The sequence below is a fragment of the Stenotrophomonas sp. NPDC077421 genome, assembly GCF_049545505.1.
GTDB lineage: Bacteria > Pseudomonadota > Gammaproteobacteria > Xanthomonadales > Xanthomonadaceae > Stenotrophomonas > Stenotrophomonas nematodicola.
This window is the reverse complement of the sequence record NZ_JBMWDP010000028.1, coordinates 1-24,938: the sequence shown is the minus strand read 5'-3', so window position 1 is coordinate 24,938 and position 24,938 is coordinate 1. Positions and strand designations below refer to the sequence as shown.

The following is a 24,938-nucleotide window of genomic DNA, read 5'->3' as shown; positions in this document are numbered from 1 at the left end:
GCGCATGCGCGTTATCCTGTCGCCCGGGGCGCCGTGTGGTGCCCGCACAGACGATTCCACGGCCGCCGCGCGGCCCATCGGCAGGAGAACACCGTGAGCACGCAACGTTGGCGATTGGATGGACAGACCGCATTGATCACCGGCGCCAGTGCCGGCATCGGCCTGGCGATCGCGCGGGAGCTGCTCGGGTTCGGTGCCGACCTGCTGATCGTGGGTCGCGACGCCGATGCGCTGGAGATGGCGCGCGATGAACTGGCCGATGCCTTCCCCGATCGCGAGATCCACGGCCTGGCCGCCGATGTCTCCGACGACGAGGACCGCCGCGAGATCCTCGACTGGGTGGAAGACCACACCGATGGCCTGCACCTGCTGGTCAACAACGCCGGCGGCAACATCACCAAGCCGGCCATCGAGTACACCGAGGACGAATGGCGGGGCATCTTCGAGACCAACCTGTTCTCGGCGTTTGAATTGTCGCGCTACGCCCATCCGCTGCTGACCCGGCATGCGTCCTCGGCGATCGTCAATGTCGGCAGCGTTTCCGGCCTGACCCACGTCCGCAGCGGCGCGGTGTACGGCATGACCAAGGCGGCGATGCACCAGTTGACCCGCAACCTCGCGGTGGAATGGGCCGAGGACGGCATCCGCGTCAACGCGGTGGCGCCGTGGTACATCCGCACCCGCCGCACCTCCGGTCCGCTGTCCGATCCGGACTATTACGACCAGGTGATCGAGCGCACGCCGATGCGCCGGATCGGCGAGCCCGATGAAGTGGCCGCCGCAGTGGGGTTCCTGTGCCTGCCCGCCGCCAGCTACATCACAGGCGAGTGCATCGCCGTGGATGGCGGCTTCCTGCGCTACGGGTTCTAGCGCGCCCGCGTCAGTCCGGCACGGCGCAATCGCTGGCGGCCAGGACCGCATGCAGGCGCTCGCGCTCGGCCGTGGCGGCGGCATGATTGTCCGCCGTGGCGAAGCGTTCGCGCCCGCGGGCGTCGCGGAAGCGCTGCTGCCAGCTGGCACAGCGTTGCGGTTCCGGCACTGCCTCGCAGGTGTCGCGTACCACTTCGCAACCGGCCGCGTTGACCGGTGTGTTGCCGCCGCCGAGGCCGGTCACCGACATCAGCAGGCAGATCGGCGGGGCCGGCTCCAGCTCATGCAGGTAGGTGCCCCGCTCGGTGGACTCGCAGCGGAAGATCGGCGGCAGTGGCGCCTTGGGCGCCGCCGCGTCGGCGGCCGATGCCGTGGCGGCGTCGCGGCGCAGTGTGTCGCTGTCGAGGATGCCGTTGCCGCTGTCGTCGGCGGGCCCGGCCTGCAGCACCGGCAGCGCGCCCGGTGCCGGCACCCCTGGACGCGGTACCGGCACGGCGGCACCGCGGGGCGCCGGTGACGCCGCTGGTGCGGGTGCCGGCGTGGCGGCGGGGGCCGTACGGGCGGGCATCGCAATGCGCTGGATGCGCTGCTGGCTGCCGGGCGGGCAGGCGGCGTTCTGGATGGTCAGGCCGCCGTCGGCGGCCGTGCAGCGGTAGAACACCGCGTCCTCGGCCGTGGCCGGCAGCGTCAGTGCCAGCCCGGCCAGCGCGCAGGCGCGCGGAAAGAAAGACATCATGCGGTGGGATTCATACGTGCTGGTCGAGCAGGATCGGATTGCCGTCGGGATCTTCCAGCATGATGCTGGCCGGGCCGGTCGTGGTTTCATCGGCTTCTTGCATGTGTGCCTCCTTGCGCCGAAACGCGTCAATTGCAGTCACGGTCCAGCCGCGCATCGATGCTGCGCTGTTCGCGGTTGATCGCATCGCGTTCGCTCTGCAGGGCGCTGTTGTAACGCCGCTGCAGTTCCCAGCGCCGGTCGTTGAGGCGTGAGCATACGTCCTGCTGGGGCAACGGGTGGCAGGCATCGCGGACCAGCACGTTGCCGGCCGGCATCTCCAGCCCGCCGTAGCCGGGCCGCGGATAGCCGTTGCCCTCCCACTGCGAACTGCCGCCGCCGAACGCCAGACGGCCGCCGACATGCGAACCCTGCCCCGAGATCGACACCGATCCGCCGCTTGAGGTCACCGAGCCGCTGTCCATCGGCACCACCGGTGGCAGCGGGCGCGGTGGTGGCCGGCCGCCACCCGGCGGACGCGGACCCGGCCGACCGGGCGGATAGGGCAGATACACACCGGTCCACACCGGCACCCAGCGCGGGTTGCCCTCATTGCTGTCGCTGACGTAGCGGTCGCCGTCGCTGGTGACGCATTCGTACATCGGCTGTGGTGGCTGCACGTACACGTGGCGAACCTCACGCTCGGGCGCGCGGGTGGCCGCGGGCGTGGCCGGATCGGCATCGCTGCGGACCACGCGCGGGGCCGGGTCGCGCGGGCGCTGCATGTCGCGCACTTCCTGCTTGCCGGTGCTGCACGGGGCATCCTGCAGCGACACCGCGCCCGTGCTGCCCACGCAGCGGTAGATGCGCACGCTGGCATCCTGCTGGGCACCGGCCGGGCCGGGACCGAGCAGCAGGAACAACGGCAACCACAGGGCAGGGCGGGGGCGCATGTCCACAGTGTGCGGCTTTGCCGCGGCCCGCGCAAAACCCGGCGCAGGCGGCCGGCTCAGCTGCGCAGCACCTGGCCGCTGAGTGCGTCGCGGATCGGGGTCGGCTGGGCCAGGCCGCCGGTGGCGCCGTCGACGATGCCCGCCAGCAGGGGCAGCAGGGCCGGGTCCAGTTCGCCGCGCTGGCGTGCCGGTGGCTGGCCGGCGAGGTTGGCGCTGGTGGATACCAGCGGCCCGCCCCAGGCGCGACACAGCGCGGCCACCAGCGGGTGGGCGCTGATCCGCACGGCGATGCCGGTGTGCTCGCCCGTGATCCAGCGCGGGGCGCGTGGGCCGGCCGGTACGATCCAGGTGTTGGCGCCGGGCCAACTGGCCCGTACCTCGGCCAGGCGCGCGGCGGGCAGCGCCTCCAGGTCCACCCAGCCGTCGAGCTGGGCGGTATCGGCGGCGACCAGGATCATGCCTTTCTCGATCGGGCGCTGCTTGATCGTCAGCAGCGTCATCACCGCCGCTTCGTGGCCGGGATCGCAGCCCAGGCCCCACACCGCTTCGGTGGGGTAGGCGATCACCCCGCCAGCGCGCAGCGCAGGCAGGGCGGTGTCCGGGGTGAGTACGTTCATCGGGTGCTACCGGGGGTCAGGCCTTCTTGGCGACGGCCTTCTTGGCCACCGTCTTCTTCACGGCCTTCTTGGCGGCCGTTTTGCGGGGGGCGGCCTTCTTCGTGGCGGCCTTCCTGGTCGCCGTCTTCTTCACCGCCGCCTTCTTCGGCGCAGCCTCCTTCTTGACCGCGGCCTTCTTGGCCACGACCTTCTTGGCGGCCTTCTTGCCGAAGCCCTTGCGCACCGGCTTGCCGGTTTCTTCCATCAACTGCTGGACGTCGGCCAGGGTCAGCGAGGCGGGCTCGCGATCCTTGGGGATCTTGCCGTTCATCTTGCCGTCGCTGAGGTACGGGCCGAAGCGACCGTTCAGCACCTGGATCTCGCTGCCTTCGAACTCCTTGATGATCCGGTTGCGTGCGATCTCTTCCTTCTCTTCGATCAGGAACACCGCTCGGGCGAGATCGATCGTATAGGGGTCATCTTCCTTCTTCAGCGAGGCGTAAGTGCTGCCACGCTTGGCGAACGGCCCGAAGCGACCGATGCCGACGCTGACGTCTTCGCCGTTGTCCTGGCCCAGCGCACGCGGCATCAGGAACAGTTCCAGCGCGTCTTCCAGCGAAATGGTGTGCATCGACTGGCCGGGACGCAGCGAGGCGAACTTCGGCTTGTCTTCGGCATCTTCGGCGGTGCTGCCGATTGCCGCGTATGGCCCGAAACGGCCCAGGCGCACGCTGACCGGCTTGCCGGTCTTGGGATCGGTACCCAGCTCGCGGGCACCGCTGGCCTCGGCCCGGTCCACCGATTCCTTCTTCTCTTCGACCAGCTTGTTGAACGGTTCCCAGAAGCGGGCCATCAACGGGATCCAGTCCTCTTCGCCACGCGACACCGCATCGAGCTCGTCCTCGAGCTTGGCGGTGAAGTCGTAGTCCACGTACTGGGTGAAGTGGCTGGACAGGAACTTTGACACAGCGCGGCCCACGTCCGACGGACGGAAGCTGCGGCCTTCCATTTCCACGTACTTGCGGAACAGCAGCGTCTGGATGATCGAGGCGTAGGTCGACGGACGGCCGATGCCGTACTCTTCCAGCGCCTTCACCAGCGCCGCTTCGGTGAAGCGCGGCGGCGGCTGGGTGAAGTGCTGTTCGGCCAGGATGCGTTCGAGCGGCACGCGGTCGCCGGGCTTCATCGCCGGCAGCTTGCGGCCTTCATCGTCGTCCTCGGCGCTCTTGTTGTCCTTGCCTTCCTCGTACACGGCCAGGAAGCCGGGCACGACCACGGTGGTGCCGCTGGCGCGGAACACGTGTTCGCTGCCGGCCGAGAGATCCACGCTGACCGTGTTGAGCGTCGCCGGGATCATCTGGCAGGCCACTGCACGCTTCCAGATCAGCTCGTAGAGCTTGCGCTCGTCGTCGGTGAGGTAGCGCGAGACCTGGGCCGGGGTCCGCAGTGCCGAGGTCGGGCGCACCGCTTCGTGCGCTTCCTGGGCGTTCTTGGACTTGGTCTGGTAGGTGTTGGGCTTGTCCGGCAGCGCGGCAATGCCGTAATCGCGCGCGATCACGTCGCGGATTTCGGCCAGCGCATCCTGCGACAGATTCACCGAGTCGGTACGCATGTACGAGATCAGGCCAACCGTGCCCTCATCGCCGATCGCCACGCCTTCGTACAGCTTCTGCGCCACCTGCATGGTCTTGCGCGTGGTGAAACCGAGCTTGCGCGAGGCTTCCTGCTGCAGCGTGGAGGTGGTGAACGGCGGCGCCGGACGGCGCTTGCGCTCCTTGCTGGCCACATCGGTGACGTGCAGCGCGCCCTGCGCGGCCTGCTGGATGCGCATCCGCGCGTCCTCGGCGGTGTCGCCGTCGGTCACCGTGAACTGTTCGAACTTCTTGCCGTCGAGCTTGATCAGGCGTGCATTGAAGTGCTGCGACGGGTGCGCGCACTCGGCATCGATGCTCCAGTACTCGCGGGCGATGAAGGCTTCGATCTCTTCCTCGCGCTCGACGATCATGCGCAGCGCCGGGCTCTGCACGCGGCCGGCGGACAGGCCGCGCTGCACCTTGCGCCACAGCACCGGAGAGAGATTGAAGCCCACCAGGTAGTCCAGCGCGCGGCGCGCCTGCTGGGCATCAACCAGGTCGCCGGCGATCGCGCGCGGCTGGCTCATGGCTTCCTTGATGGCGCGCGGCGTGATCTCGGTGAAGACCACGCGCTGCATCGGCTTGTCCTTGACCAGCCCGCGTTCTTTCAGGATCTCGGCGATGTGCCAGCTGATCGCTTCACCCTCGCGATCCGGATCGGTCGCCAGGAAGATGTCGTCGGCCCCTTTGGCGGCCTTGGCAATCGCATCGACATGCTTCTCGTTCTTCTCGATCAGGTCATAGCGCATCGCGAAGTTGTTGTCGGGATCGACCGCGCCTTCCTTCGGGACCAGATCGCGCACATGCCCATACGAGGCCAGGACGGTGAAGTCCTTGCCGAGGTATTTGTTGATCGTCTTGGCCTTGGCAGGCGATTCGACGATGAGCAGGTGCTTGGGCATGGCGTCTATTTCTATGGGCAGCAGCCCGGGGAGGGCGCTAGGGTGGAGCAAATGGCCGCATTAGTGAAGGGCAGCGGGCGATATCCATAAACTGAACGCCCGGGTATGCGCCGGGCGTTCAGCTTTCCTGCCTATTAGAGGAATCACGCCGGAGCTGCCCGTGTCAAGCGGCCCGGTGTGAGGGTGCGCCCGTCAGGCCATCGCGGCCAGCACGCCCACCATCGCCACGGCGGCGATGATCAGGGCCAGCGTGGACAGGCCAGCCAGCACCAGAATCACGATCGTGACGGTACCCAGTTCACGGTTTTGCAGGTGCGCGTTCTCGGTGAACGCCCACTTGTCGACCACCACCGTGTCGCACATCAGGTCGTGCAGCGCCTGCTTGCGCTCGGTGAAGGCGGCCATCAGATAGCCGATCATCAGGGTCAGGGTGCTGACGAAGGTCGCAAAGTAGCGGCCCACCGCACGGCCGCGGGTCAGGCGCTGGCCATCGCTGCGCACCACCTTGATGCCCACCGCCATCTTGCCCAGCGTGGCGCCGCCGGCCGAGGCGTGGAACTCGGCGTAGTACACCAGTGAGATCACGATGCCGAGCAGACCGCCGACGATGTCCGAGGTGCTCGACCCGGCGTCCGACCCCGCCATCGCACCGACGGCCAGGCCGAAGATGGCGCCGACGATGCCGCCGATCACCGCGCCGCAGAGGGTCAGCACCACATAGTCGATGAAGTAGGCCGCATACCGCTTCCAGAAGCCGGCATAGACCACCTCGCCGCCCTGCACCACACCTGCACCGGCATAGCTGCCGGTACTGGCCGGGGCGCTGTACGGCGAGTAGGTGCCGCCGCCGGTGCCCGGCAGCGGGGCGGTACCGTTCTCGATGGCGATGTAATCGCCCCGCAGGTCGAACCCGCTGCCGAGGTTCCCGGTGGCGTTGGTCAGATTCTGCAGCTGCAGTTCTTCAACCACATCGCCCAGCGCCTTCCACTGGTCGAAGCCCTCACGCCAGACCAGCGTGGTGAGGGTGATCTCGCCGCGCTGGAAGCGCAGGCGCAGATCGTCGGCGGGCAGTGGCCCCTGGCGTTGTGCGCCGTCGGCGAAGTACCACTCGGTCATTGCATGTGTCCCCTGTTGCTCTCGTCCGTGGAAGAAGTAAGGCGTTGCTCAGCCGCGGCAGACCGTCGGCAGGTACTTGTCGTCCGCGCCGCCGGTGCATTCCCAGTGCCGGGCGTCGCCATCGTAGTCCAGCCACAGCAGCGTGCCGTCCAGGCCGGTGCTGCCGGGAATCGACAGCTCGGCCTCGATGCCGCAATGGTTGTTGTCGAAACGGCCGATGCGCAGCGCGGAGATGCCGTCCAGCGCGTAGCCATCGGCCGGCAGGAAGCCTTCATCGTCATTGACCGGGCAATGCCCGTTGGTGGCGACGAACTCCTCGACCTGGGTCTTGATCGGCGCCAGCGCGACGTAGGCCGCGCTGGCCTTTGCGCGGTGGGTGTAGTCCTGGTAAGCGGGCAGGGCGATCGCGGCCAGAATGCCGATGAGCGCCAGGCCACCCACGCCGAGGACGGCCGCGACGATGCCGGCGATGGCACAGCCGGACAGACTCTTCTGCGGCACGGCCACCGGCTGTGCCGGCGGCGGCTGGCTGGCATAGGGGCCGGCGGGAATCTGCGGGGGAAGCTGGGCGGCAGGGCTGTCGGCGTCGACTCCGGCCGGCGGGTCGCTCGGGGCCTGCACCAGGCCGATCTCGTCGGCCACGGTGCGCAGGGCCTGCCACTGCGGCATGCCGTCGCGCCATACCAGCGTATCCAGCGCGATGCGGCTGGACTGGAACAGCGCGATCAACTCATCAGACGTCAGCGGCCCACGCTGCTGACGATTTCCTTCTGCATAGAACCACTCGCTCACGGCCCGCTCCTGAATGCGCAAGGCGCTCAGTGTACGGTCAGTGGAGCGGTTCGGGTTCGTCAATGAACATCTGGGTTTCCATCCAGGCGTAGGCGGCTTCGGCACCGGGCTGGTTGAACAGCACCATCAGCACCACCCACTTGAGGTCGTCCAGGTCCAGTTCGTCCTGGTCCAGGGCCATCGCACGGTCGAGCACCAGCTCGCGCTGGCCGGCGTCAAGGATGCCGTGCTGCTCCAGAAACAGCAGGAAACCGCGGCATTCCACGTCCAGCTTGTCCAGTTCCGGGCCGTGGTAGATCCGGACCGGACCGTCCACGCGCGGCTGGGCCACGGCCGGGCGCTGTTCGGCCAGGGCATCGAGCCAATCGAAGGCTTTGTTGATCTCTGCGGGGCTGAAGCCGGCCTGTATCAGGCTGTTCTGGAGGGTGTCGCGATCACGCACAAGATCCGCGTCTTCGCTGAAGTAGTGTTCGAACAGGTACAGCAGGACATCCAGAATGCTCTCTTTCATTGCCCCTCGGCCTGCGTCCATGACGCTGTGGAGGTGAAGAAACTAGGGTTTTCGACAGTAGCGGCCATGCATGGCCATTACCTTTCCGTCCAGTTCCATGACCAGCAGCATGGCCGACAGCCGGGCCGCCGTCAATCCGCTGCGTTGGATCAGGGAATCCATACCTGTTGGGTCGTGGTCCAGTGCCTGCCACAAGCACTGGTAGTCCGGGTCGGAGGAGGGGGCGGCGCTCACACGGCCTGCCCGTGCCTGTTCAGTGGGGGTGCCCAGGCGCGTTCGCAAGGCCTGGGCGAGGGTCTGGGCCAGGGGATTCAGGCCCGCGATCACCTCAGCCACGTCTTCCACCAGCGCCGCCCCCTGGCGGATCAGGCGGTGGCAGCCCCGCGCGCGCGGGTTGCGCACCGAGCCGGGCAGGGCAAACACCTCGCGCCCGGCCTCGGCCGCCAGCCGCGCGGTGATCAGCGCCCCGGAGCGCTCGGCCGCCTCGATCACCAGGGTGCCCAGCGCCAGCCCGGCGATGATGCGGTTGCGGGCGGGGAACTGGCCCGCGTGGGCGGTGGTGCCCGGCGGGTACTCGCTGACCACCGCGCCCTCCCTCGCGATCCGCGCCTGCAGGGCGGCATGTCGTGGCGGGTAGGTCCGGTCCAGGCCGGTGGCAACCACCGCCACGGTGCAACCGCCGGGCTGGTCCAGCGCCGCCGCGTGCGCCCGGGCATCGACGCCGGCGGCCAGCCCGCTGATCACCGACAGTCCCTGCCGCGCCAGCCCCCCGGCAAATTCGGCGGCCAGCTCTCCGCCGGCAGGGCTGGGCGTGCGGCTGCCCACCACCGCCACGCCGGGGTGCCATAGCCGCGCCGGCTGACCCTGGACGAACAGCGCCAGCGGCACCTGGGGCATCTGCCGCAGCAGGGGCGGATAGTCGGCGTGGGTGCAGGCCAGCAGATGGTGGTTGTCGTGCTCCAGCCAGCGCAGGGACCGTGCCAGCGCGGCGGAATCAGGCGTCTGCAGTCGCCCGCATTGCGCGGCGTCGCACCCGGCCGCGCGCCAGGCCGAGGGGCCGGCGGCCAAGGCGCGCTCGGCATCACCATGCTCATGAAGCAGGCGGCGGCGGGGGCGGGTCGGGCCGCCCGCCAGCAACAGCGTGAGCAGCGGGGAGGGGGCAAGGGTGGTCATCCCCCCACCGTAGGCCGGATGCGCCGACGGCGCCCTGGGGCGCCGTCGGAGTCTTGCGTAGGGATGTTCCGCGTACCGACCAGCGGTCTGTCCCTACTGGGCGTCCGGATGCTTGGCTGCGTAGCCCACATGGACCGGTTTGACGCCCTGCATCACCAGCGCGTAGCTGACCTTGTCGAAGGTGCGGAACACCATCGCATGGGCGGCATACTCGTCGGGCAGGGTGACGCGCCCGGCGCCCGTGCTCAGCGCGTCGTCCATCCGCGAGGAGTTGGGGTACTGCATGCGGTGCGCGACATGGCGACCCTGCCGCCACAGTGAGACCACCGTGCCGTTGTCCACACCATCGGCGCGGCCGGCGGACAGGGCGATCACATCGCGCGGGCCACCGGCCGAGAACATGTCGGTCACGGCCAGGATGCGGATGTCCAGGCCCTCGGTCTGGGCAGCGGGCACGTGCGGGTAGAACTGCAGGTCGTACGGATTGGCTTCCACCGGCACCAGGCGGTCACCGGCACGCACTTCGCGGCCGTCAACCCGGCCCTGAAGCGTCAGCGTGGTCACTTCCACGTTGCCGCTGGCCACGCGCGTCACGGTGCCCACATTGAGCTGGGCCAGCTCATAGCCCAGCGTTGCCTGGCGCTTGGTCGGGACGGTGAAGTCCTTCCAGAGGTTGCCGCTGCCGGGCATGACGTCGCCGTTGGCGTTCAGGTCTTCGGTCGGCTTGGGCAGGGCGTAGCGCACGGTCGGGCGGACCACGGCCCAGCGCTGGCCCACCTGGGCCTGGTCCAGACCGCGCACGTAGGCGATCTGGCCGGTGGTGGCACGCAGACGGTTGTCTTCCAGGCTGACCACGTAGGGCAGCGAGTCGATCTCGTCGACCACGCTCAGCTGCTTCAGGAACGGCTCCACCTGCTCCAGCGGAATCGCGTTGATCGGGGCTTCCTGGCGCGGGCCGGGCTGCTGGCCGACGACGCGATCCAGATAGGCCAGGCTCAGCACGTCGCCCGGGTAGATCAGGTGCGGGTTGCTGACCTGCGGGTTGGCCTGCCAGATTTCCGGCCAGAGCCACGGTTTTTTCAGGAAACGCGCGGAAATGTCCCACAACGTGTCGCCTTTGCGCACGACATAGGTATCCGGGTGCCCGCCATTCATTTCAACGGCGGTAGCATAGGTAGCGACGGTCAGCAGCGCCACGGCGACGACCGTACGAGTACGTTCAAACATGAGTGTGGTGCCTGATTCCCCAACAGGTGCCCGCACTATAGTCCAGAAACCGGGGCGCAGGGCAAGCGTTGGCGATAGAATCGCCCCATACGCCGTTCCCAGCGGCGCCCCCTACCGGTAATTGTCATGGCCATCCTGCCCATTCTTGAGTTTCCCGATCCGCGCCTGCGCACCAAGGCCGCGTTGATCGACGCTGCCGAAGTGACCACGCCTGCCTTCCAGGAGCTGATCGACAACATGTTCCACACCATGTACGAGGCGCCGGGCATCGGCCTGGCCGCCAGCCAGGTGGACGTGCACAAGCGCTTCATGGTGATCGACGTCAGCGAAGAGAAGGACACCCCGCGGGTGTTCATCAATCCCGAGATCGTCGCCAATGAAGGCGGCCAGGTGTACCAGGAAGGCTGCCTGTCGGTCCCGGGCATCTTTGCCGACGTCACCCGCGCCAACCAGATCACGGTGCGCTTCCTGGACCGCCAGGGCGTGGCCCAGGAACTGACCACCGACGGCGTGCTGGCGGTGTGCATCCAACACGAGATGGACCACCTGGACGGCAAGCTGTTCATCGATTACCTCTCGCCGCTCAAGCGCGAGATGGTCCGCAAGAAGCTGGCCAAGCAGCGCAAGCACGTTGCCTGAGATGGTCGCGGAAACGGCCACGCGGCAGGACCGCGTGCCGCTTCCGGTGTCGCGGCGCCGGCCACCGGCGCCGTTTTTCTTTCTGCAAGTGGGGTCGCCATGAGGATTGTCTTTGCCGGTACGCCGGAGTTCGCCGTCTCGTCGCTGCGGGCCGCCGCCCGCCACCATGAGGTGGTTGCGGTGTACACCCAGCCCGACCGCCCGGCCGGTCGCGGGCGCGGGCTGATGCCCTCGCCGGTCAAGCTGGAGGCGATCGCGCGCGGCATCCCGGTGTTCCAGCCGGAAAGCCTGAAGACCCCCGAAGCGCAGCAGCAGCTTCACGACCTGCAGCCGGACCTGATGGTGGTGGTGGCCTACGGCCTGATCCTGCCCAAGGCCGTGCTCGCCATTCCCTCCCACGGGTGCTGGAACGTGCACGCCTCGCTGCTGCCGCGCTGGCGCGGCGCCGCGCCGATCCAGCGCGCGATCCAGGCCGGCGACGCCGAAACCGGCGTGTGCCTGATGCAGATGGAGGCCGGCCTGGATACCGGCCCGGTGCTGCTGCGCCAGCACACCCCGATTGCGGCGGGCGAGCTGGGCGGCCAGCTGCACGACCGCCTGGCCGAGCTTGGTGCGCAGGTGCTGTCCGATGGCCTGGGTCTGCTGCGTGCCGGCATCAAGCCGATCGCCCAGCCGCAGCCCGAGGCCGGCGTGACCTACGCGCACAAGCTGGACAAGGCCGAGGCCCGGCTGGACTGGGCGCAGGACGCCCAGCAGCTCGAACGGACCGTGCGGGCCTTCAATCCCTGGCCGATTGCCGAAGCGCAGCTGGCCGGTGAGCGCGTGCGCATTCACGGTGCAGTGGCGCTGCCCGACAACAAGGGCAAGGCGCCCGGCACCCTGCTGGCGGCGGCCCGCGAAGGCATCGACATCGCCTGCGGCCAGGGCGCGCTGCGCCTGCGCGTGCTGCAGCGCGAAGGCGGCAAGGCGATCACCGCAGCGGACTACCTCAATGCCCGCCGCGACCTGGCCGTGGGCGCCTGAGATGGCCCATCCCCGGCAGGAAAAACAGGCCGCGCCGCGCGCTGCGATGGCACCCGGCGTGCCCACCCGCGTGCTGGCCGCCAAGGTGCTGGCCCAGGTGATCGGCCGCGGCCGGTCGCTCAAGGCCGAGCTCTCCACCGCTTTGCCCACGCTCGATGACAGCCGCGACCGCGCGCTGCTCGAAGCGCTGTGCTTTGCGGTGCTGCGCCGGCGCAATGCGTACGACGCGGCGCTGGCGCAGTGGATGCAGCGCCCGCTGAGCGTGCGCGAAGACGAACTGCGCGCATTGCTGCTGGTCGGCTTCGCCCAGCTGGATGCGCTGGAACTGCCGGCGCACGCCGCGCTGTCGGCCACGGTCGATGCCGCGCGCGCGCTGGGCCGCGAACGCCAGGCCGGCATGGTCAACGCGCTGCTGCGCCGCGCCCAGCGCGAGGGCATCCCCCCGCAGCCGGCGCGCGCGGCGTTCCCGCTGTGGATGGCCGACAGGATCGAACAGGACTGGCCGGACCAGGCCGACGCGGTATTCGAGGCCAGCCTGCAGCCGGCACCGCTGTGGCTGCGGGTCAACCGCCAGCACGGCGATCGCGACACGATGCTGCAGCGGCTGGAGGCGGCCGGCATCGCCGCCGAGGCGTCGCCGATCGCGCCGGACGCGATCCGCCTGCCGACGCCGGTGGCCGTATCGGCCCTGCCGGGCTTTGCCGACGGCGCGCTGTCGGTCCAGGACCTGTCGGCCCAGCAGGTCGCCGACGCCATGTCGCTGCGCCCGGGAATCCGGGTGCTGGACGCCTGCGCCGCGCCGGGCGGCAAGTCCGCCCACCTGCTCGAACGCGACCCCAGCCTGCACCTGCTCGCGCTGGACATCGATCCACGCCGGCTCAAGCGCATCGGCGAGACCTTCGCGCGCACCGGCGTCGGCGAACACGCGCAGGTGCGTGCCGGCGATGCGGGCGATCCGGCCGCGTGGTGGGATGGCCAGCCGTTCGACGCGATTCTGCTGGACGCGCCGTGTTCGGCCACCGGCATCATCCGCCGCCAGCCCGATGTGCTGCTGCATCGGCGCGAGACCGATATCGAGGCGCTGGTCGCGCTGCAGGCCCGCCTGCTGGATGCCTGCTGGACGATGCTCGCGCCTGGCGGCACGTTGCTGTATGCCACCTGCTCGATCCTGCGCGAGGAAAACCAGTTCCAGGTGGAGGCCTTCCTGCAGCGCACGCGCAACGCCGGTTTCCTGCCGCTGGGTGACGCATTCGGCCACGATTCCTGGGCCGGGCGACAGCGCCTGCCGGGTGAAAACGGCGCTGACGGCTTCTTCTATGCGCGTCTGCTAAAGAAGGGTTAGGCCAACACCGCTAGAATCGCGCCCCATGCTCAACACCCGCGCGTCCCGAGAGTTCTGGTTGCTCGCCCTGATGGCCCTGCTTGTGCTGGGGGCCGGTCTTGGCCTGCGCGACCCGTGGCCCTCCGATGAACCCCGCTTCGCATTGGTCGCCAAACAGATGGTGACCAGTGGCGATTGGCTGTTCCCGCATCGCGGCACCGAGCTTTACTCGGACAAGCCGCCGATGCTGATGTGGTCGCAGGCGATCCTGTATCGCCTGATCGGCGACTGGCGCGTGGCGTTCCTGCTGCCGTCGCTGCTGGCGGCGCTGGGTACGCTGGCCTGCGTCTACGACCTGGGACGACGCCTGTGGACGCGGCGGGTGGGGCTGTATGCCGCCTGGGCGCTGCTGTTTGCGGTGCATTTCACCTTCCAGTCGAAAAAGGCGCAGATCGATCCGCTGGTGGTGTTCTTCATCACCCTGGCCAATTACGGCCTGCTGCGCCACCTGCTGTGTGGGCCGGCGTGGCGATGGTGGTGGCTGGGCTGGTTCGCGGCCGGGCTGGGCGTGATCACCAAGGGCGTGGGTGTGCTCGCGCTGCTGATGATTGTGCCCGCGGCCACGGCGTCGCTGCTCGGATGGCCGCGGGTCAGGCTGCACATCCGCGATGCCCGCTTCTGGCTGGCGCCGCTGGCATTCGTGCTGGCCATCGCGATGTGGTTCGTGCCGATGGTGCTGACCGCGCTGGGCAGCGGTTCGGCCGAGTACCGGGCCTACCTGGACGACATCCTGTTCCGCCAGACCGCCAAGCGCTACGCCCAGTCCTGGGATCACCACCAGCCGTGGTGGTACTTCCTGGCCACCATGCCGTCGATGTGGCTTCCCGCCTTCCTGGTCCTGCCGTGGGCGGTTCCGGCCTGGTGGCGGCGGCTGCGGCGGCGCGATCCACGCTACCTGATGCTGCTGGGCTGGTGGCTGCTGATCGTGCTGTTTTTCTCGATCCCGCACGGCAAGCGCGATGTCTATATCCTGCCGGCGCTGCCGATGTTCTGCCTGGCGTTGGCCCCGCTGCTGCCCGGGCTGCTGCGGCGGCGCGACGTGCAATGGCTGATGGGCGCCTTCACTGCCGTGCTGGCACTGGCGCTGCTGGGCGTGGGCATCGCCATGCTCGGGGGCGAGCCCGGCTTCGAACGCAGCCTGATCATCAAGCGCGGCATCGACACCGCGGTGACCAGCGGCCTGGCCTGGATCGGCATCGCACTGGGCTGCGGCGCGGTGATGAGCCTGGTGTTCAGCGGGCGCCGGCGCTTCCACGTGGCGGCGATCGCCACGCTGGCGATGGCCTGGGTGGCCTACGGGCTGATCGGCTACCCGCTGTTCAACGATTCCAGTTCCGCGCGCGGGCTGATGCAGCAGGTCGGCCAGCGGATCGGCCCGGATGCGGAGCTGGGCCTGGTGGCCTGGAAGGAGCAGAACCTGCTGATGGCCGACCGCGCGGCCACCACCTTCGGATTCAACCGACGCTGGGACAACCAGCTGCGCGACGGCGTGGAGTGGCAGATGCAGGCCCCCGCGCAGCGCTGGCTGCTGGTGCAGGAAGACGCGCTGCTGGGCTGCGTGGATCGCGACAGCGCCACGCTGGCCGGGGTCGCCAACCGGCGTCGTTGGTGGTTGGTGCGGGCCAGTGATATCCGCGGTCCCTGTACGGCCACGGCGGCTGAACAGAAGCGCGAACGCGAGTTGCACAGAATCGATGGCGATGAGTAAAGATAGCCGGGGTCATCGGGCCATCCAGGTCCGCTGGCCGCTCCGTGGGCGCCGGTCGCGCCGGTCGTGTCAATGGGCCTTGCGGCCTGGGCGTGGTAGTCGAGGTTGGCAATGAAGCAGCAAGGCGCGTCCAGCACGACCGACGTGGCGTCATTCCCGCCCTTGCAGGGCCGTCTCGGCGTGGCGCATTGGGTCGCCAACATCGGCCTGTTCTGCCTGCCGGCGCTGATCCTCAGCGTGCCGCAGAACCTGCTGCCGTACGGCCTGCTGCTGTTGCTGGGCAGCCTGCTGGCACCGCTGGAGCTGTGGCGCGCGCGGGTCATCGCCGGTCGTCCGCTGGTGGTGCTGGGCTGGCTGATGCTGGCGGTGATCGCACTGTCGCTGGTGTCGATGCTGCTGTTCGAGCAGGGCCTGCGCGATATCGACAACCGCTCCCGCTTCGTCGTGATCCCGTGGATCATTCTGTGGGTCTGCGCGCTGCGCCCGGCGCTGCACTGGCTGTGGGCCGGTTCGCTGGTCGGCCTGCTGGCGGTGATGGTGTTGTCGGTGGTGCAGGTGATGGGGGGTGCGCCCCGCGCCGAACTGAGCACCAATGCGATCGTGCTGGCCGACATCGTGCTGATGCTGATGGTGCTGCTCGTGTTCTGTCGCCCGCACCACCGCTGGCCGTGGGTGATCGTGGGCATGATCGCCGGCTGCGTCACGATCGTGCTCAGTGGCAGCCGCGGCGTATGGCCGGCGCTGGTGGCCCTGCTGGTGGTGATGGCGATGAGCCTGCGTTGGCGGACCGGGCGGGCGCGGCTGTCGGTGCTGCTGGCGCTGCTGGCGATCGCCGGCACGCTGGCGTTGACCGTCCCCGGCCTGCGCGAGCAGGTGCGCCTGACCGAACTGCAGCACGATGTGGTGCGGATGGAGCGCGGCGACAGCGATTCCTCTGCCGGCGCCCGTGTCGAACGCCTGCAGGTGGCCTATGAGACGTTCTTCGACCACCCGCTGATCGGGGTGGGGATCGGCCACTTCGACAGCGCGATGCTGCGCCTGCCGGTGTGCCGCGAAGACCCGGACGAGCCGCGCTGCCACCTGGGCCACGCGCACAATGACCTGGCCGAGTGGTCGGCCACCCAGGGGGTGCCCGGGCTGTTGCTGCTGCTGGCCGTGTACGGCGTGCCGCTGCTGGTGTTTGCCAGGCTGCACCGGCGCAGTGGCCAGATCGGCTTCCGCGGCCCGGCCGCAGCCGGGATCATGGTGGTGGTGGCCTACCTCCTGTGCGGCCTGACCCAGTCGATGTTCGCCCACCAGATCACCGCGAGCTTCTACGTCACCATCGTTGCCCTGCTGACCGGCCTGTCGGTCCTGCAGGGACACGCCCACCGCCAGCGCCCGGCTCAGGCCGGCGGCTGATCCCGGGGCGGGTCCGCCACCGGCTGGCCGATCTGCAGCATCCACAACATGATGGTCTTCTGGCGCACGTAGTTGGCGCGCACGTAGGCGTACACCAGTCCGTGCCAGCCATCGCGGAACCCGCCGCGGAACAGCCAGCCGCGCCAGAAGCGCCACGCCGGGGCCAGCACCAGCTTGCCCAGCGTGGCGCGCTTGCCGCGGGCGAACTCGTGTTCGGCCATCATCCGCGCATAGCGCTGGGTCTTGGCCAGCTGCTGCTCCAGCGAACGGTAGGGGTAATGGATCAGGTCGCCGCGCAGGGTGCCGACGGTACCGTCGACGCTGGCCGCTTCATGGATCTCCCGCTTGCCGCGCCAGCCGCCGTGGCGGCGGTCGAACAGCCGCATCACCCGGTCCGGATAGGCGTTGCCGTGACGCAGGAACTTGCCGAAGTAGGCCGACAGCCGCGCGAACCGGTAGCCGTGATGGCCGGCGAAGCCGCCAGCCTGGGCGCTCTGGATCGAGGCGCGCAGGGTGTCGTCGACGCGCTCGTCCGCGTCCAGGCACAGCACCCAGTCGTGGCTGGCCTGCGCGACGCAGAAGGCCTTCTGGCTGCGGAAGCCGTCGAACGCGCGCTGCAGCACGCGGGCACCGACGGCGCTGGCGATGGCTACGGTGGCATCGGTGGAATGGGAGTCCACGACGATGATCTCGTCGCAGAAGGCCAGTGAGGCCAGGCAGTCGCCGATGCGGTCGGCTTCATTGAACGCGATAATGCAGGCCGAGATGCGAGGCCGTTCAACGGGAGCGGTCGTGGAGGACATGATGGCCGAGTACCTGCTGTTTGCGACGGAACGCTATGCGTTGCCTATTCTCGCCCCACTGGCCGAGGCGTTGCACGCATCCGGGCAATCGGTGTCGACCTGGTTCGTCGACGGCGCGGCCGGCGCAACGGTGCCGGGGGTGCCCGGGATAGACCTCAAGCAGGCGCTGGCGCTGCGTCCGCGCGCGGTGTTCAGCGCCGCCAACTGGGTGCCGCCGTTCATTGCCGGGGCCAAAGTACAGGTCTTCCACGGCTTCAACGTGCAGAAGCGCGACAGCGCGCGCGGCCACTTCCGGGTGCGCGGTCTGTTCGACCTGTACTGCACGCAGGGTCCGGCGACCACCACGCCGTTCCGTGACCTCGCCATGCGCGATGGCCATTTCGCCGTCGCCGAAACCGGTTGGCCCAAGCTGGACCCGCTGTTCCGCGATGACGGTGGCCTGTCGGCCGCCCTGCGCGCCCCTGCCCAGGCGCGCCCGGTGATCCTGTTCGGCTCCACCTTCACCGAGCGGCTGAGTGCGGCGCCGCACCTGTATGACCCGATCGCCGCCGACATCGCCCGCGGCGACCGCTACTGGCTGTTGACCCTGCATCCCAAATGTCCCCCCGCGCTGTTTGACCGCTACCGCGCGCTGGCCGGCGCCAACGCCGCCTTTATCGAGCCCGAGCAGGTGATGGCCGCGCAGCGGGCGGCGGATGTGCTGGTGTCGGACACCTCGTCGATCGTGTCCGAGTTCGTGGTGCAGCACAAACCGGTGGTGACCTTCCGCAACCGGGTGCCGCAGCCGCACATGATCGACTTCGACGATGCGGCGCAGCTGCCGGCGATGCTGGCGCGCGCACTGGCGCCGGAGCCGGCCTTGATGGCCGAGATCCGCCGCTATGCCGATGCGATCCATCCCTATCGCGACGGCTGTTCCAGCGAACGGGTGATCGCGGCCACCGAGGACTTCCTGGCCGGGGAACTGGGCCGCCTCAAACGCAAACCGTTCGGCGCCTGGACGCGGGGCCTGCAGATCCGCCGCGACCTGGGATACTGGGGGCCGTCCAGGCGCTGAGGGTGGGCCCCCGGCCGCGCGTCTACCAGTGCAGCCGGCGCCTGGCCAGCGCATCGCCCAGCTGCGCCTGCAACGCGCGGGCCTCGGCGTCGGGCAGGTAGCGCAGGCACAGCGGGAGGCTGCCGCTGGCACCGGCCGTATCCAGCCAGAGGCTGGCAGTGCCCAGCCAACGGTCCAGCGGCGAGCGTGACAGGCGCAGCGCCTGCACCTTGTCCACCTCGGCGAACCGCCACCAGCGGTGCCACCAGCCGCCGCGGACGGCCACGAGTGCGTCGTCCACGTAGTAGCCCATGCGCGCCATACGCCGCCGCGCGCTGAACGCCGACCACGGCAGCCACAGCAGCACCAGCAGGCCCCAGCGCTGGTCTTCCCACACGGCACCGGCAGCCAGCAGCAGAGCGATCACCAGCGCCGGCAGGCACAGCCGCCACCAGCCGCGCCGATCCACCGGCTGCCACGTGGCCGGCGGCCACTGCGCATGCGGCAGCAGGTGCTGCACCAGCGCATCGCACGCGGCCGGCGTGGCCAAGGGGGCCAGCTCGCGCAGGTCGCGCCGTTCGCCATCGCCCGGGGTGCTGGCGGCGATGTCGATGCCCAGATGGCGACGCCCGAACAGGCGCTGCAGGGGACTCTCGCGCAGGGTCCAGGCCTGGATCCGACGCCGCGCCACGCTGGTGCGCAACCGGGTCAGCAGGCCACTGGACACGGTGAGGCGTCGCTCGTGCTCGCTGAGCTGGAAACCGTGGTAGCGCAGGAAGGCCAGCGTCACCGACAGCGCCCGCAGCAGCAGCCAGAACACCAGCAGCGCGGAGGCACCGGCCACGACCCACATCCATGTGCTGGGATGCAGGTGGCTGGCGTAGCCGAACGCCTGCCGGCTGCCGTTGTCGAGTACGTCGGAGACCGTCCCGCTCGGCACAAACTGCATCACCGCGCCCACGGCCGCCAGCACCACCACCCAGCCACGGTCGGACAGCAGCCCGATGCGCAGCACGTCGCGTGCGCCCAGCCGCAGCAGGACCGGATCGGTGGGAAGTGGTGGCGGTTCGGTCGCGCCGGGCGCGGCGACGGCCACCGTCGGTTGCCCACGCTGGCGGACCAGTGCTTCCAGTGCGAGTGCCTGGTCCAGCTTGAGCACGCGCATCTCCGCTTCCGGCCGGTTGCCGCCGGCCGATTCCAGCTTCAGCTCGGCCACGCCGAACAGCCGGTGCAGCGGGTTCTGGTGCACCACCACGTTGTGGATGCGCGCGAACGGAATCTCGCGGCGGTTGCGCGACACCACCCCGCTGCGCACGGTGATCGCATCGCGCCCGATCTGGTAGCGGTAGGTCAGGTACTGCAGCAGGGCGTACGCTACCAGCCCCACCACGGCGATCAGCGGGCCCAGTGTGAGCCACAGCTGGTCGCGGTCGCCGCGGTTGCCGAACACCACCAGCGCCACCAGCGGCAGCAGGGATTGGCGCAGCTGCATCAGCAGCACGAACAGCCACGACCACGGATGCAGGCGTTGCTCGGGTGCCGGAGTTTCGGGGGCCGGGGTGCTCACAGGGCGTCGTCGTCCTGGTCGAGCTGGTGGGCCAGGGTGTCGCGCAGGCGCTCGGCATCGGCCTGGTCCAGGCCACTGATCGAGACCGCACTCATGCGGCTGCCGGCGGTGTGCACCACCAGCGTGGCCAGCCCTGCACTACGCTCGATCGGCCCGCGACGCAGGTCCAGGTGCTGTACGCGCGAGATCGGGACATGGGTTTCCTGCTGCCACAGCAGCTCGCGGCGCAGGCCCAGCCCGCGCGCATCCAGGCGCCACGACGTGCGGCGCTGACGGCGGAAGCCAATCACCGCGCCGATCAGCGCGCCGAGCACCACCATCGCGGCCACGCCCCACCAGCGCCCGGGCAGCGACAGCAGGAACCAGCCGGCACCGAGCGCGCCGCCGGGCAGCAGTGCGCCGGTCAGCGCGCCGCTGGCTGCGGCAATGGAGGCCGCACGCAGCGGCAACGGCTGCCAGGCTGCCGGAAGCGGCAGCGCGGGCGGCACGACGGGATCGATGGACTCGGTCAAGGCAGGGCGCTCGGCGTGGACAGGGCCGGACGCCCGCGTCAGCAACCGGCGCCCGTGGCGCAGACGGTAGCAGGTTGCCCGGTTACTGCGCGGCCTGGATCAGCGCGTCGACATCGAGCAGGTGCCCCGCGCGCTCGGCCTTGGTGCGCAGGTAGTGCTCGTTCTCGACGGTGATGTCGCCGGTGACCGGTACGCACTCCACCACCTCGATACCGGCATGGCGCAGGCGCTGGGCCTTGGTGGGGTTGTTGCTGAGCAGCTGCACCCGCGACACGCCCAGGCCCTGCAGCATCGCCGCCGCGCTGCCGTAGCGGCGTTCGTCGGCGCCGAAGCCGAGCTGTGCATCGGCGTCGATGGTGTCCAGGCCGTCATGTTGATAACCGTACGCGCGCATCTTGGCAGCGATACCGGTACCGCGCCCTTCCTGGTCCAGATACAGCAGCACGCCACCGCCAAGATCCTTGAGCTTGCGCAGGCCGCGGCGCAGCTGATCGCCGCAGTCGCACTTGAGCGAGCCGAACAGATCTCCGGTCAGGCAGGACGAGTGCACGCGTACCGGCACCACGCCGGACAGGTCCGGGGTGCCGACGATGATCGCCACCTGGTCGCGCTGGGCGACGCCGCCGCGGAACACCGCGAACTCGGTCATGCCGACGTCGCGCAACGGCACCGGCGAGCGCGCCACCAGCTCGTAGGCATGGGCGGCCTGCTCGGCGCCCTGGTGCAGGTCGCACAGCGAGACCTGCGCGCAGCTGTCGAAGCGGGTATCGGCCGGGTCCAGCAGCACCCCGACCGTGGCCGGCAGCAACAGGCCCAGCCGCGCCACTTCGATCGCGCCGTCGTCCAGCGCCTGGCCGGCGCTCCAGCCTGGCGGCATCGCCTCCGGTTCGCGCAGGTAGCCCAACGATGGCAGTGCATCGAAATCGATACCGGCCAGCGGCACGCGCGCGCCATGTTCGGCCGCCACGCCCAGCACCCGCGCGCGGGTGGCGGTGAGGAACAGGTAGTGCTGGCCGGCCGCGGCCTCGGCGAAGGCACCGAAGCTGCTGCGGGTGCTGCTGTCCAGGGCGATGAACGCCAGGCGCTGGCCGTGGCTGTCATCGATCACCACCGGGCGGCCGGCACGCAGCTCGGCGACCGCGCGCTCGCAGCGGATCGCGGCCGGATCGCCGAACAGGGAAGAAGCAGCATCAGACATGGCAGGGGCCGTGGGGGACATCGTGGGTTCACAGTGGGGACGAGGGGCGACGATTCCAATCGCGCCCGGGCGCGACACAGCGTCGCATTCAGTGCGGGTGTTCCTCGGTGGCGTAAGGGTCCACTTCGCCGCTTTCCGGCGGGCGCAGCGTGTAGCGCTTGTAGGTCCACTGGTACTGGCTCGGATCGCGGCGCGCGATCCGTTCAATCCCGGCATTGAGCGCGCTGGCGGCGGTGCGCGGGTCCGGGTCGGCCACCGTCGGCGGCGCCGGCTCGATGTGCAGGGCGAACTGCATGTCCGGGCCGATCCGCTCGCACCAGCCGTACAGCACGGTCGCCCCGGTACGCTCGGCGAGCCGGTTGACCAGGGTCATGGTCAGCGCCTCGATGCCGAAGAAGGGCGCGAACACGCCGTCGCCGGCCTTCGGCTGCTGGTCGGGCAGGATGCCGGTGGCCCCGCCGTCCTTGAGTACCTTGAACAGCTGGCGCACGGCCGGGCCCTCGGCGCGCACCTGCTGCACGTTGTCGCCGCCACGCACCAGCTGCAGGAAGGCGTCGCCCATCGCTTCATCGGGCGCCTTGTAGACGATGGCGATGGGCCCGCGCGAGGCCAGCCACTGGTTCAGCAGCTCCCAGTTGCCGTAATGCGGGGCGGCCACGATCACGCCCCTTCCCGAGGCCAGCGCGGCGTCGTACAGGGCCTCGCCGTGACGCTCGGTCAGGCAGGCCAGGTTGCGCTCGCGGGGCTGGGTCCACAGCCGCAGCGTTTCGATGGCCTGCATCGCGGTCGAGCGCAGCACCGCCTTGTGCAGCGCCGCGCGGTCGGCCGGGGCCAGCTCGGGGTAGGCCAGCTCCAGATTGCGTCGGGTCACCCGGCTCTCGCGGGCATTGAGGCGGATCCACAACCAGGCCAGGGCGGCGGCCAACCCACGCAGCCAGGCCCAGGGCAGGCGGGTGAACAGGGCAGCGGCGCGATAGGCCAGGCGGGCGGTGGTATGCGGTTTCATCACGTGGAAGTCTAGCCGCTGGGCGGTGCGGGGGCATCCGCAGCCCGCCCACGGTCCGGATCGCCAACCGCACCCCCAGCCTCTAAGGTAGTCCGCCCCCTGCCACGGAAGCCCTGCCATGCTTGTTCTCATCCAGCGCGTCAGCCAAGCCAGTGTCCGCGTCGACGATGCCGTGGTCGGGCAGATCGGGCCAGGGCTGCTGGCCCTGGTCGGCATGGAGCCGGGCGACACCGACGCGCAGATCCGGCGGATGGCCGATCGCCTGCTTGGTTACCGTGTCTTTGGCGACGAGGGCGGAAAAATGAACCGATCGCTGCTCGATACCGGGGGGGGCCTGCTGCTGGTCAGCCAGTTCACCCTGGCGGCGGACACCGCCAGCGGCATGCGGCCGGGCTTCAGTACCGCCGCCGCGCCTGCGGAGGCTGAACGTGGATTCAACCAACTGGTCGAAACATGCCGTCAAAAGCACGCCCCAGGGGTGGAAACCGGGCGGTTTGGTGCCCATATGGTTGTCAGCCTGGTCAATGATGGTCCCGTGACCTTCCTGCTCAGACCCTAGCCCCGGGACCACCGCCCGGGAAGGCGGGGCGCCGGGCTGGTATAATGCTAGGTTCTATTCCCTCTCCCAGCCGGTGGCGCGAGCACTACATGGCCAACGAACGTCCTGCCCAGCAAAACGACATCAAGCTTCTGATCAGCAAGGGCCTGGAACAGGGCTACCTGACCTACGCCGAAGTCAATGACCACCTGCCCGACGACATCGTCGACCCGGAGCAGATCGAAGATATCATCGGCATGATCAACGGCATGGGCATCGATGTCCATGAAGTTGCGCCCGATGCCGAAACCCTGTTGCTCAACGATGGCAACACCGGCAACCGCGAAGTCGATGACACCGCGGCCGAAGAAGCCGCCGCCGCGCTGAGCGCGCTCGACACCGAAGGTGGCCGCACCACCGACCCGGTGCGCATGTACATGCGCGAAATGGGTACCGTCGAACTGCTGACCCGCGAAGGCGAAATCGCCATCGCCAAGCGTATCGAAGAAGGCCTGGGCCAGGTCCAGGCTGCGCTCGGCACCTTCCCGGTGTCGGTCGAAACCCTGCTCGCCGATTACGACGCGCACAAGGAAGGCAAGAAGCGCCTGGCCGAAGTGATCGTCGGCTTCAACGATCTGGTCGAGGAAGTCCCGGCCCCGGCCGTGGCCGAAGACACCAGCGACGACGCCGACGCTGATGCCGACGAGGACGAAGACGACGACGTCGACGCCGAGGAAGACGCCGGCCCGACCGGCCCGGACCCGGAAGAAGTCGCGCGCCGCATGCAGGCGCTGACCGACGCCTATGCCGCGTTCAAGAAGGCGGCCGCCAAGGGCGACCGCAAGCCGCTGGCCAAGCTGCGCGACGACATGGCCGCCGTGTTCGTGACCCTGAAGCTGCCGCTGCCGCTGACCGACGTGCTGGTCAAGCAGCTGCGCGACGTCATGGCCGACATCAAGTCCCACGAGCGCCGCGTGCTGAACCTGGCGACCGTGACCGCGCGCATGCCGCGCAAGGACTTCATCCGTTCCTGGGAAGGCAACCAGACCAACCTGGAATGGGTGGAAGACGCCCTCAAGCGCAAGCAGAAGTGGTCCTCGGCCCTGCGTGATGTGAAGGACCAGATCATCGCCGAGCAGCAGGCCACGATCGACATCGAGAAGACCACCTGGCTGGAACTGGAAGAGCTGAAGGAAATCAGCCGGGCGATGGCCTACGGTGAAGCCAAGGCGCGCAAGGCCAAGAAGGAAATGGTCGAGGCCAACCTGCGCCTGGTGATCTCCATCGCCAAGAAGTACACCAACCGCGGCCTGCAGTTCCTCGACCTGATCCAGGAAGGCAACATCGGCCTGATGAAGGCCGTGGACAAGTTCGAGTACCGCCGCGGCTACAAGTTCTCCACGTATGCGACCTGGTGGATCCGCCAGGCCATCACCCGTTCGATCGCCGATCAGGCCCGCACCATCCGTATTCCGGTGCACATGATCGAAACGATCAACAAGTTGAACCGCATTTCCCGCCAGATGCTCCAGCAGTACGGCCGCGAGGCCACGCCGGAGGAGCTGGCCAAGGAAATGGACATGCCGGAAGACAAGATCCGCAAGGTGATGAAGATCGCCAAGGAGCCGATCTCGATG

Annotated in this window: 23 protein-coding genes; 9 read left to right on the top strand and 14 right to left on the bottom strand. The window is 69.0% G+C overall.

The genetic code is table 11. The features are described from left to right. The first annotated feature begins 93 nt into the window (after nucleotides 1–93). A complete protein-coding gene (locus ACPEH1_RS14680; RefSeq protein ID WP_136004477.1) occupies nucleotides 94–870 on the top strand; it encodes an SDR family oxidoreductase in 777 nt (258 codons plus the stop codon). A 10-nt stretch (nucleotides 871–880) separates the two neighbouring features. Here the strand turns inward: ACPEH1_RS14680 and ACPEH1_RS14675 are convergent, their stop codons facing one another. The 9 genes from ACPEH1_RS14675 to ACPEH1_RS14635 all read right to left on the bottom strand — a co-directional run bounded on the left by ACPEH1_RS14675 (nucleotide 881) and on the right by ACPEH1_RS14635 (nucleotide 10,489). Then, nucleotides 881–1,606: a DUF4124 domain-containing protein gene (locus ACPEH1_RS14675; RefSeq protein WP_423715984.1), complete on the bottom strand. Its 726-nt coding sequence runs from the start codon at nucleotides 1,604–1,606 to the stop codon at nucleotides 881–883. A 128-nt stretch (nucleotides 1,607–1,734) separates the two neighbouring features. Beyond that, a complete protein-coding gene (locus ACPEH1_RS14670; protein WP_136004476.1) occupies nucleotides 1,735–2,538 on the bottom strand; it encodes a DUF4124 domain-containing protein in 804 nt (267 codons plus the stop codon). Nucleotides 2,539–2,594: 56 nt separating this feature from the next. Continuing rightward, on the bottom strand, nucleotides 2,595–3,155 hold the full coding sequence (locus ACPEH1_RS14665) for a Sua5/YciO/YrdC/YwlC family protein (RefSeq protein ID WP_136004474.1): 561 nt from the start codon (nucleotides 3,153–3,155) through the stop codon (nucleotides 2,595–2,597). A 16-nt stretch (nucleotides 3,156–3,171) separates the two neighbouring features. After that, complete coding sequence (locus ACPEH1_RS14660) at nucleotides 3,172–5,670, bottom strand: DNA topoisomerase I (protein ID WP_017355382.1); 2,499 nt, start codon at nucleotides 5,668–5,670, stop codon at nucleotides 3,172–3,174. Nucleotides 5,671–5,862: 192 nt separating this feature from the next. Continuing rightward, nucleotides 5,863–6,786 carry an RDD family protein gene (locus ACPEH1_RS14655; RefSeq protein WP_017355383.1) on the bottom strand — a complete coding sequence of 308 codons (924 nt, stop codon included), beginning with the start codon at nucleotides 6,784–6,786 and terminating at the stop codon, nucleotides 5,863–5,865. 48 nt (nucleotides 6,787–6,834) lie between these two features. Continuing rightward, nucleotides 6,835–7,578, bottom strand: a complete 744-nt coding sequence (locus tag ACPEH1_RS14650) for a GYF domain-containing protein (RefSeq protein ID WP_017355384.1) — start codon at nucleotides 7,576–7,578, stop codon at nucleotides 6,835–6,837. A gap of 37 nt (nucleotides 7,579–7,615) precedes the next feature. Continuing rightward, nucleotides 7,616–8,089: a DUF494 family protein gene (locus tag ACPEH1_RS14645; RefSeq protein WP_287252789.1), complete on the bottom strand. Its 474-nt coding sequence runs from the start codon at nucleotides 8,087–8,089 to the stop codon at nucleotides 7,616–7,618. Between the two features lie 42 nt (nucleotides 8,090–8,131). Next, nucleotides 8,132–9,262, bottom strand: coding sequence for a DNA-processing protein DprA (gene dprA, locus ACPEH1_RS14640; RefSeq protein ID WP_312708533.1), 1,131 nt, complete (start codon nucleotides 9,260–9,262; stop codon nucleotides 8,132–8,134). A gap of 93 nt (nucleotides 9,263–9,355) precedes the next feature. Continuing rightward, a complete protein-coding gene (locus ACPEH1_RS14635; protein WP_017354357.1) occupies nucleotides 9,356–10,489 on the bottom strand; it encodes a LysM peptidoglycan-binding domain-containing protein in 1,134 nt (377 codons plus the stop codon). A 126-nt stretch (nucleotides 10,490–10,615) separates the two neighbouring features. Here ACPEH1_RS14635 and def point away from each other — a divergent pair, with 126 nt between their 5' ends. The 5 genes from def to ACPEH1_RS14610 all read left to right on the top strand — a co-directional run bounded on the left by def (nucleotide 10,616) and on the right by ACPEH1_RS14610 (nucleotide 16,641). Continuing rightward, the gene (gene def, locus ACPEH1_RS14630) at nucleotides 10,616–11,128 is read left to right on the top strand and encodes a peptide deformylase (protein ID WP_136004464.1); all 513 of its coding nucleotides are present in this window, start codon (nucleotides 10,616–10,618) and stop codon (nucleotides 11,126–11,128) included. 99 nt (nucleotides 11,129–11,227) lie between these two features. Continuing rightward, nucleotides 11,228–12,151 (top strand): methionyl-tRNA formyltransferase, encoded by a 924-nt coding sequence (gene fmt, locus ACPEH1_RS14625; protein WP_423715983.1) that lies wholly within the window; start codon nucleotides 11,228–11,230, stop codon nucleotides 12,149–12,151. A gap of 1 nt (nucleotide 12,152) precedes the next feature. Further along, nucleotides 12,153–13,493: a 16S rRNA (cytosine(967)-C(5))-methyltransferase RsmB gene (gene rsmB, locus ACPEH1_RS14620; protein WP_243746293.1), complete on the top strand. Its 1,341-nt coding sequence runs from the start codon at nucleotides 12,153–12,155 to the stop codon at nucleotides 13,491–13,493. 25 nt (nucleotides 13,494–13,518) lie between these two features. Then, on the top strand, nucleotides 13,519–15,240 hold the full coding sequence (locus ACPEH1_RS14615) for an ArnT family glycosyltransferase (protein WP_136004460.1): 1,722 nt from the start codon (nucleotides 13,519–13,521) through the stop codon (nucleotides 15,238–15,240). 111 nt (nucleotides 15,241–15,351) lie between these two features. Then, nucleotides 15,352–16,641: an O-antigen ligase family protein gene (locus tag ACPEH1_RS14610; RefSeq protein ID WP_423715982.1), complete on the top strand. Its 1,290-nt coding sequence runs from the start codon at nucleotides 15,352–15,354 to the stop codon at nucleotides 16,639–16,641. On the opposite strand, the gene ACPEH1_RS14605 is transcribed toward ACPEH1_RS14610, so the two are convergent. Beyond that, a complete protein-coding gene (locus ACPEH1_RS14605) occupies nucleotides 16,626–17,444 on the bottom strand; it encodes a glycosyltransferase family 2 protein (RefSeq protein ID WP_287255532.1) in 819 nt (272 codons plus the stop codon). The genes ACPEH1_RS14610 and ACPEH1_RS14605 overlap by 16 nt on opposite strands. Here ACPEH1_RS14605 and ACPEH1_RS14600 point away from each other — a divergent pair. Next, nucleotides 17,443–18,501, top strand: a complete 1,059-nt coding sequence (locus ACPEH1_RS14600) for a CDP-glycerol glycerophosphotransferase family protein (RefSeq protein ID WP_312708113.1) — start codon at nucleotides 17,443–17,445, stop codon at nucleotides 18,499–18,501. The two genes, ACPEH1_RS14605 and ACPEH1_RS14600, sit on opposite strands and share 2 nt — an antisense overlap. A 22-nt stretch (nucleotides 18,502–18,523) precedes the next feature. Here ACPEH1_RS14600 and ACPEH1_RS14595 read toward each other — a convergent pair whose 3' ends face one another. From ACPEH1_RS14595 to ACPEH1_RS14580, 4 genes are all read right to left on the bottom strand, one after another. Beyond that, nucleotides 18,524–20,047 carry a PH domain-containing protein gene (locus ACPEH1_RS14595; RefSeq protein ID WP_287255531.1) on the bottom strand — a complete coding sequence of 508 codons (1,524 nt, stop codon included), beginning with the start codon at nucleotides 20,045–20,047 and terminating at the stop codon, nucleotides 18,524–18,526. Further along, entirely contained in the window at nucleotides 20,044–20,559 is a 516-nt protein-coding gene (locus ACPEH1_RS14590; RefSeq protein ID WP_423715981.1) for a PH domain-containing protein, read from the bottom strand. Before ACPEH1_RS14590 ends, ACPEH1_RS14595 begins: the two co-directional genes overlap by 4 nt. A gap of 82 nt (nucleotides 20,560–20,641) precedes the next feature. Beyond that, nucleotides 20,642–21,778, bottom strand: a complete 1,137-nt coding sequence (gene ribA / locus ACPEH1_RS14585; protein WP_026071013.1) for a GTP cyclohydrolase II RibA — start codon at nucleotides 21,776–21,778, stop codon at nucleotides 20,642–20,644. A 67-nt stretch (nucleotides 21,779–21,845) separates the two neighbouring features. Beyond that, on the bottom strand, nucleotides 21,846–22,763 hold the full coding sequence (locus ACPEH1_RS14580) for a lauroyl acyltransferase (RefSeq protein ID WP_423715980.1): 918 nt from the start codon (nucleotides 22,761–22,763) through the stop codon (nucleotides 21,846–21,848). A gap of 118 nt (nucleotides 22,764–22,881) precedes the next feature. Here ACPEH1_RS14580 and dtd point away from each other — a divergent pair, with 118 nt between their 5' ends. Together dtd and rpoD are read left to right on the top strand one after the other, a co-directional pair. Next, nucleotides 22,882–23,322 carry a D-aminoacyl-tRNA deacylase gene (gene dtd / locus ACPEH1_RS14575; protein ID WP_017357508.1) on the top strand — a complete coding sequence of 147 codons (441 nt, stop codon included), beginning with the start codon at nucleotides 22,882–22,884 and terminating at the stop codon, nucleotides 23,320–23,322. 89 nt (nucleotides 23,323–23,411) lie between these two features. Continuing rightward, nucleotides 23,412–24,938 (top strand): RNA polymerase sigma factor RpoD (gene rpoD, locus ACPEH1_RS14570; RefSeq protein WP_423715979.1); only part of this gene is annotated, 1,527 nt, incomplete at its 3' end.

Bases quoted from the DNA above. Each gene is read 5' to 3' on its own strand.
- ACPEH1_RS14675 (WP_423715984.1), bottom strand. From the start codon at position 1,606: ATGATGTCTTTCTTTCCGCGCGCCTGCGCGCTGGCCGGGCTGGCACTG.
- ACPEH1_RS14670 (WP_136004476.1), bottom strand. From the start codon at position 2,538: ATGCGCCCCCGCCCTGCCCTGTGGTTGCCGTTGTTCCTGCTGCTCGGT.
- ACPEH1_RS14665 (WP_136004474.1), bottom strand. From the start codon at position 3,155: ATGAACGTACTCACCCCGGACACCGCCCTGCCTGCGCTGCGCGCTGGC.
- ACPEH1_RS14660 (WP_017355382.1), bottom strand. From the start codon at position 5,670: ATGCCCAAGCACCTGCTCATCGTCGAATCGCCTGCCAAGGCCAAGACG.
- ACPEH1_RS14655 (WP_017355383.1), bottom strand. From the start codon at position 6,786: ATGACCGAGTGGTACTTCGCCGACGGCGCACAACGCCAGGGGCCACTG.
- ACPEH1_RS14645 (WP_287252789.1), bottom strand. From the start codon at position 8,089: ATGAAAGAGAGCATTCTGGATGTCCTGCTGTACCTGTTCGAACACTAC.
- dprA (WP_312708533.1), bottom strand. From the start codon at position 9,262: ATGACCACCCTTGCCCCCTCCCCGCTGCTCACGCTGTTGCTGGCGGGC.
- ACPEH1_RS14635 (WP_017354357.1), bottom strand. From the start codon at position 10,489: ATGTTTGAACGTACTCGTACGGTCGTCGCCGTGGCGCTGCTGACCGTC.
- def (WP_136004464.1), top strand. From the start codon at position 10,616: ATGGCCATCCTGCCCATTCTTGAGTTTCCCGATCCGCGCCTGCGCACC.
- fmt (WP_423715983.1), top strand. From the start codon at position 11,228: ATGAGGATTGTCTTTGCCGGTACGCCGGAGTTCGCCGTCTCGTCGCTG.
- rsmB (WP_243746293.1), top strand. From the start codon at position 12,153: ATGGCCCATCCCCGGCAGGAAAAACAGGCCGCGCCGCGCGCTGCGATG.
- ACPEH1_RS14615 (WP_136004460.1), top strand. From the start codon at position 13,519: ATGCTCAACACCCGCGCGTCCCGAGAGTTCTGGTTGCTCGCCCTGATG.
- ACPEH1_RS14610 (WP_423715982.1), top strand. From the start codon at position 15,352: ATGAAGCAGCAAGGCGCGTCCAGCACGACCGACGTGGCGTCATTCCCG.
- ACPEH1_RS14600 (WP_312708113.1), top strand. From the start codon at position 17,443: ATGATGGCCGAGTACCTGCTGTTTGCGACGGAACGCTATGCGTTGCCT.
- ACPEH1_RS14605 (WP_287255532.1), bottom strand. From the start codon at position 17,444: ATGTCCTCCACGACCGCTCCCGTTGAACGGCCTCGCATCTCGGCCTGC.
- ribA (WP_026071013.1), bottom strand. From the start codon at position 21,778: ATGTCCCCCACGGCCCCTGCCATGTCTGATGCTGCTTCTTCCCTGTTC.
- ACPEH1_RS14580 (WP_423715980.1), bottom strand. From the start codon at position 22,763: ATGAAACCGCATACCACCGCCCGCCTGGCCTATCGCGCCGCTGCCCTG.
- dtd (WP_017357508.1), top strand. From the start codon at position 22,882: ATGCTTGTTCTCATCCAGCGCGTCAGCCAAGCCAGTGTCCGCGTCGAC.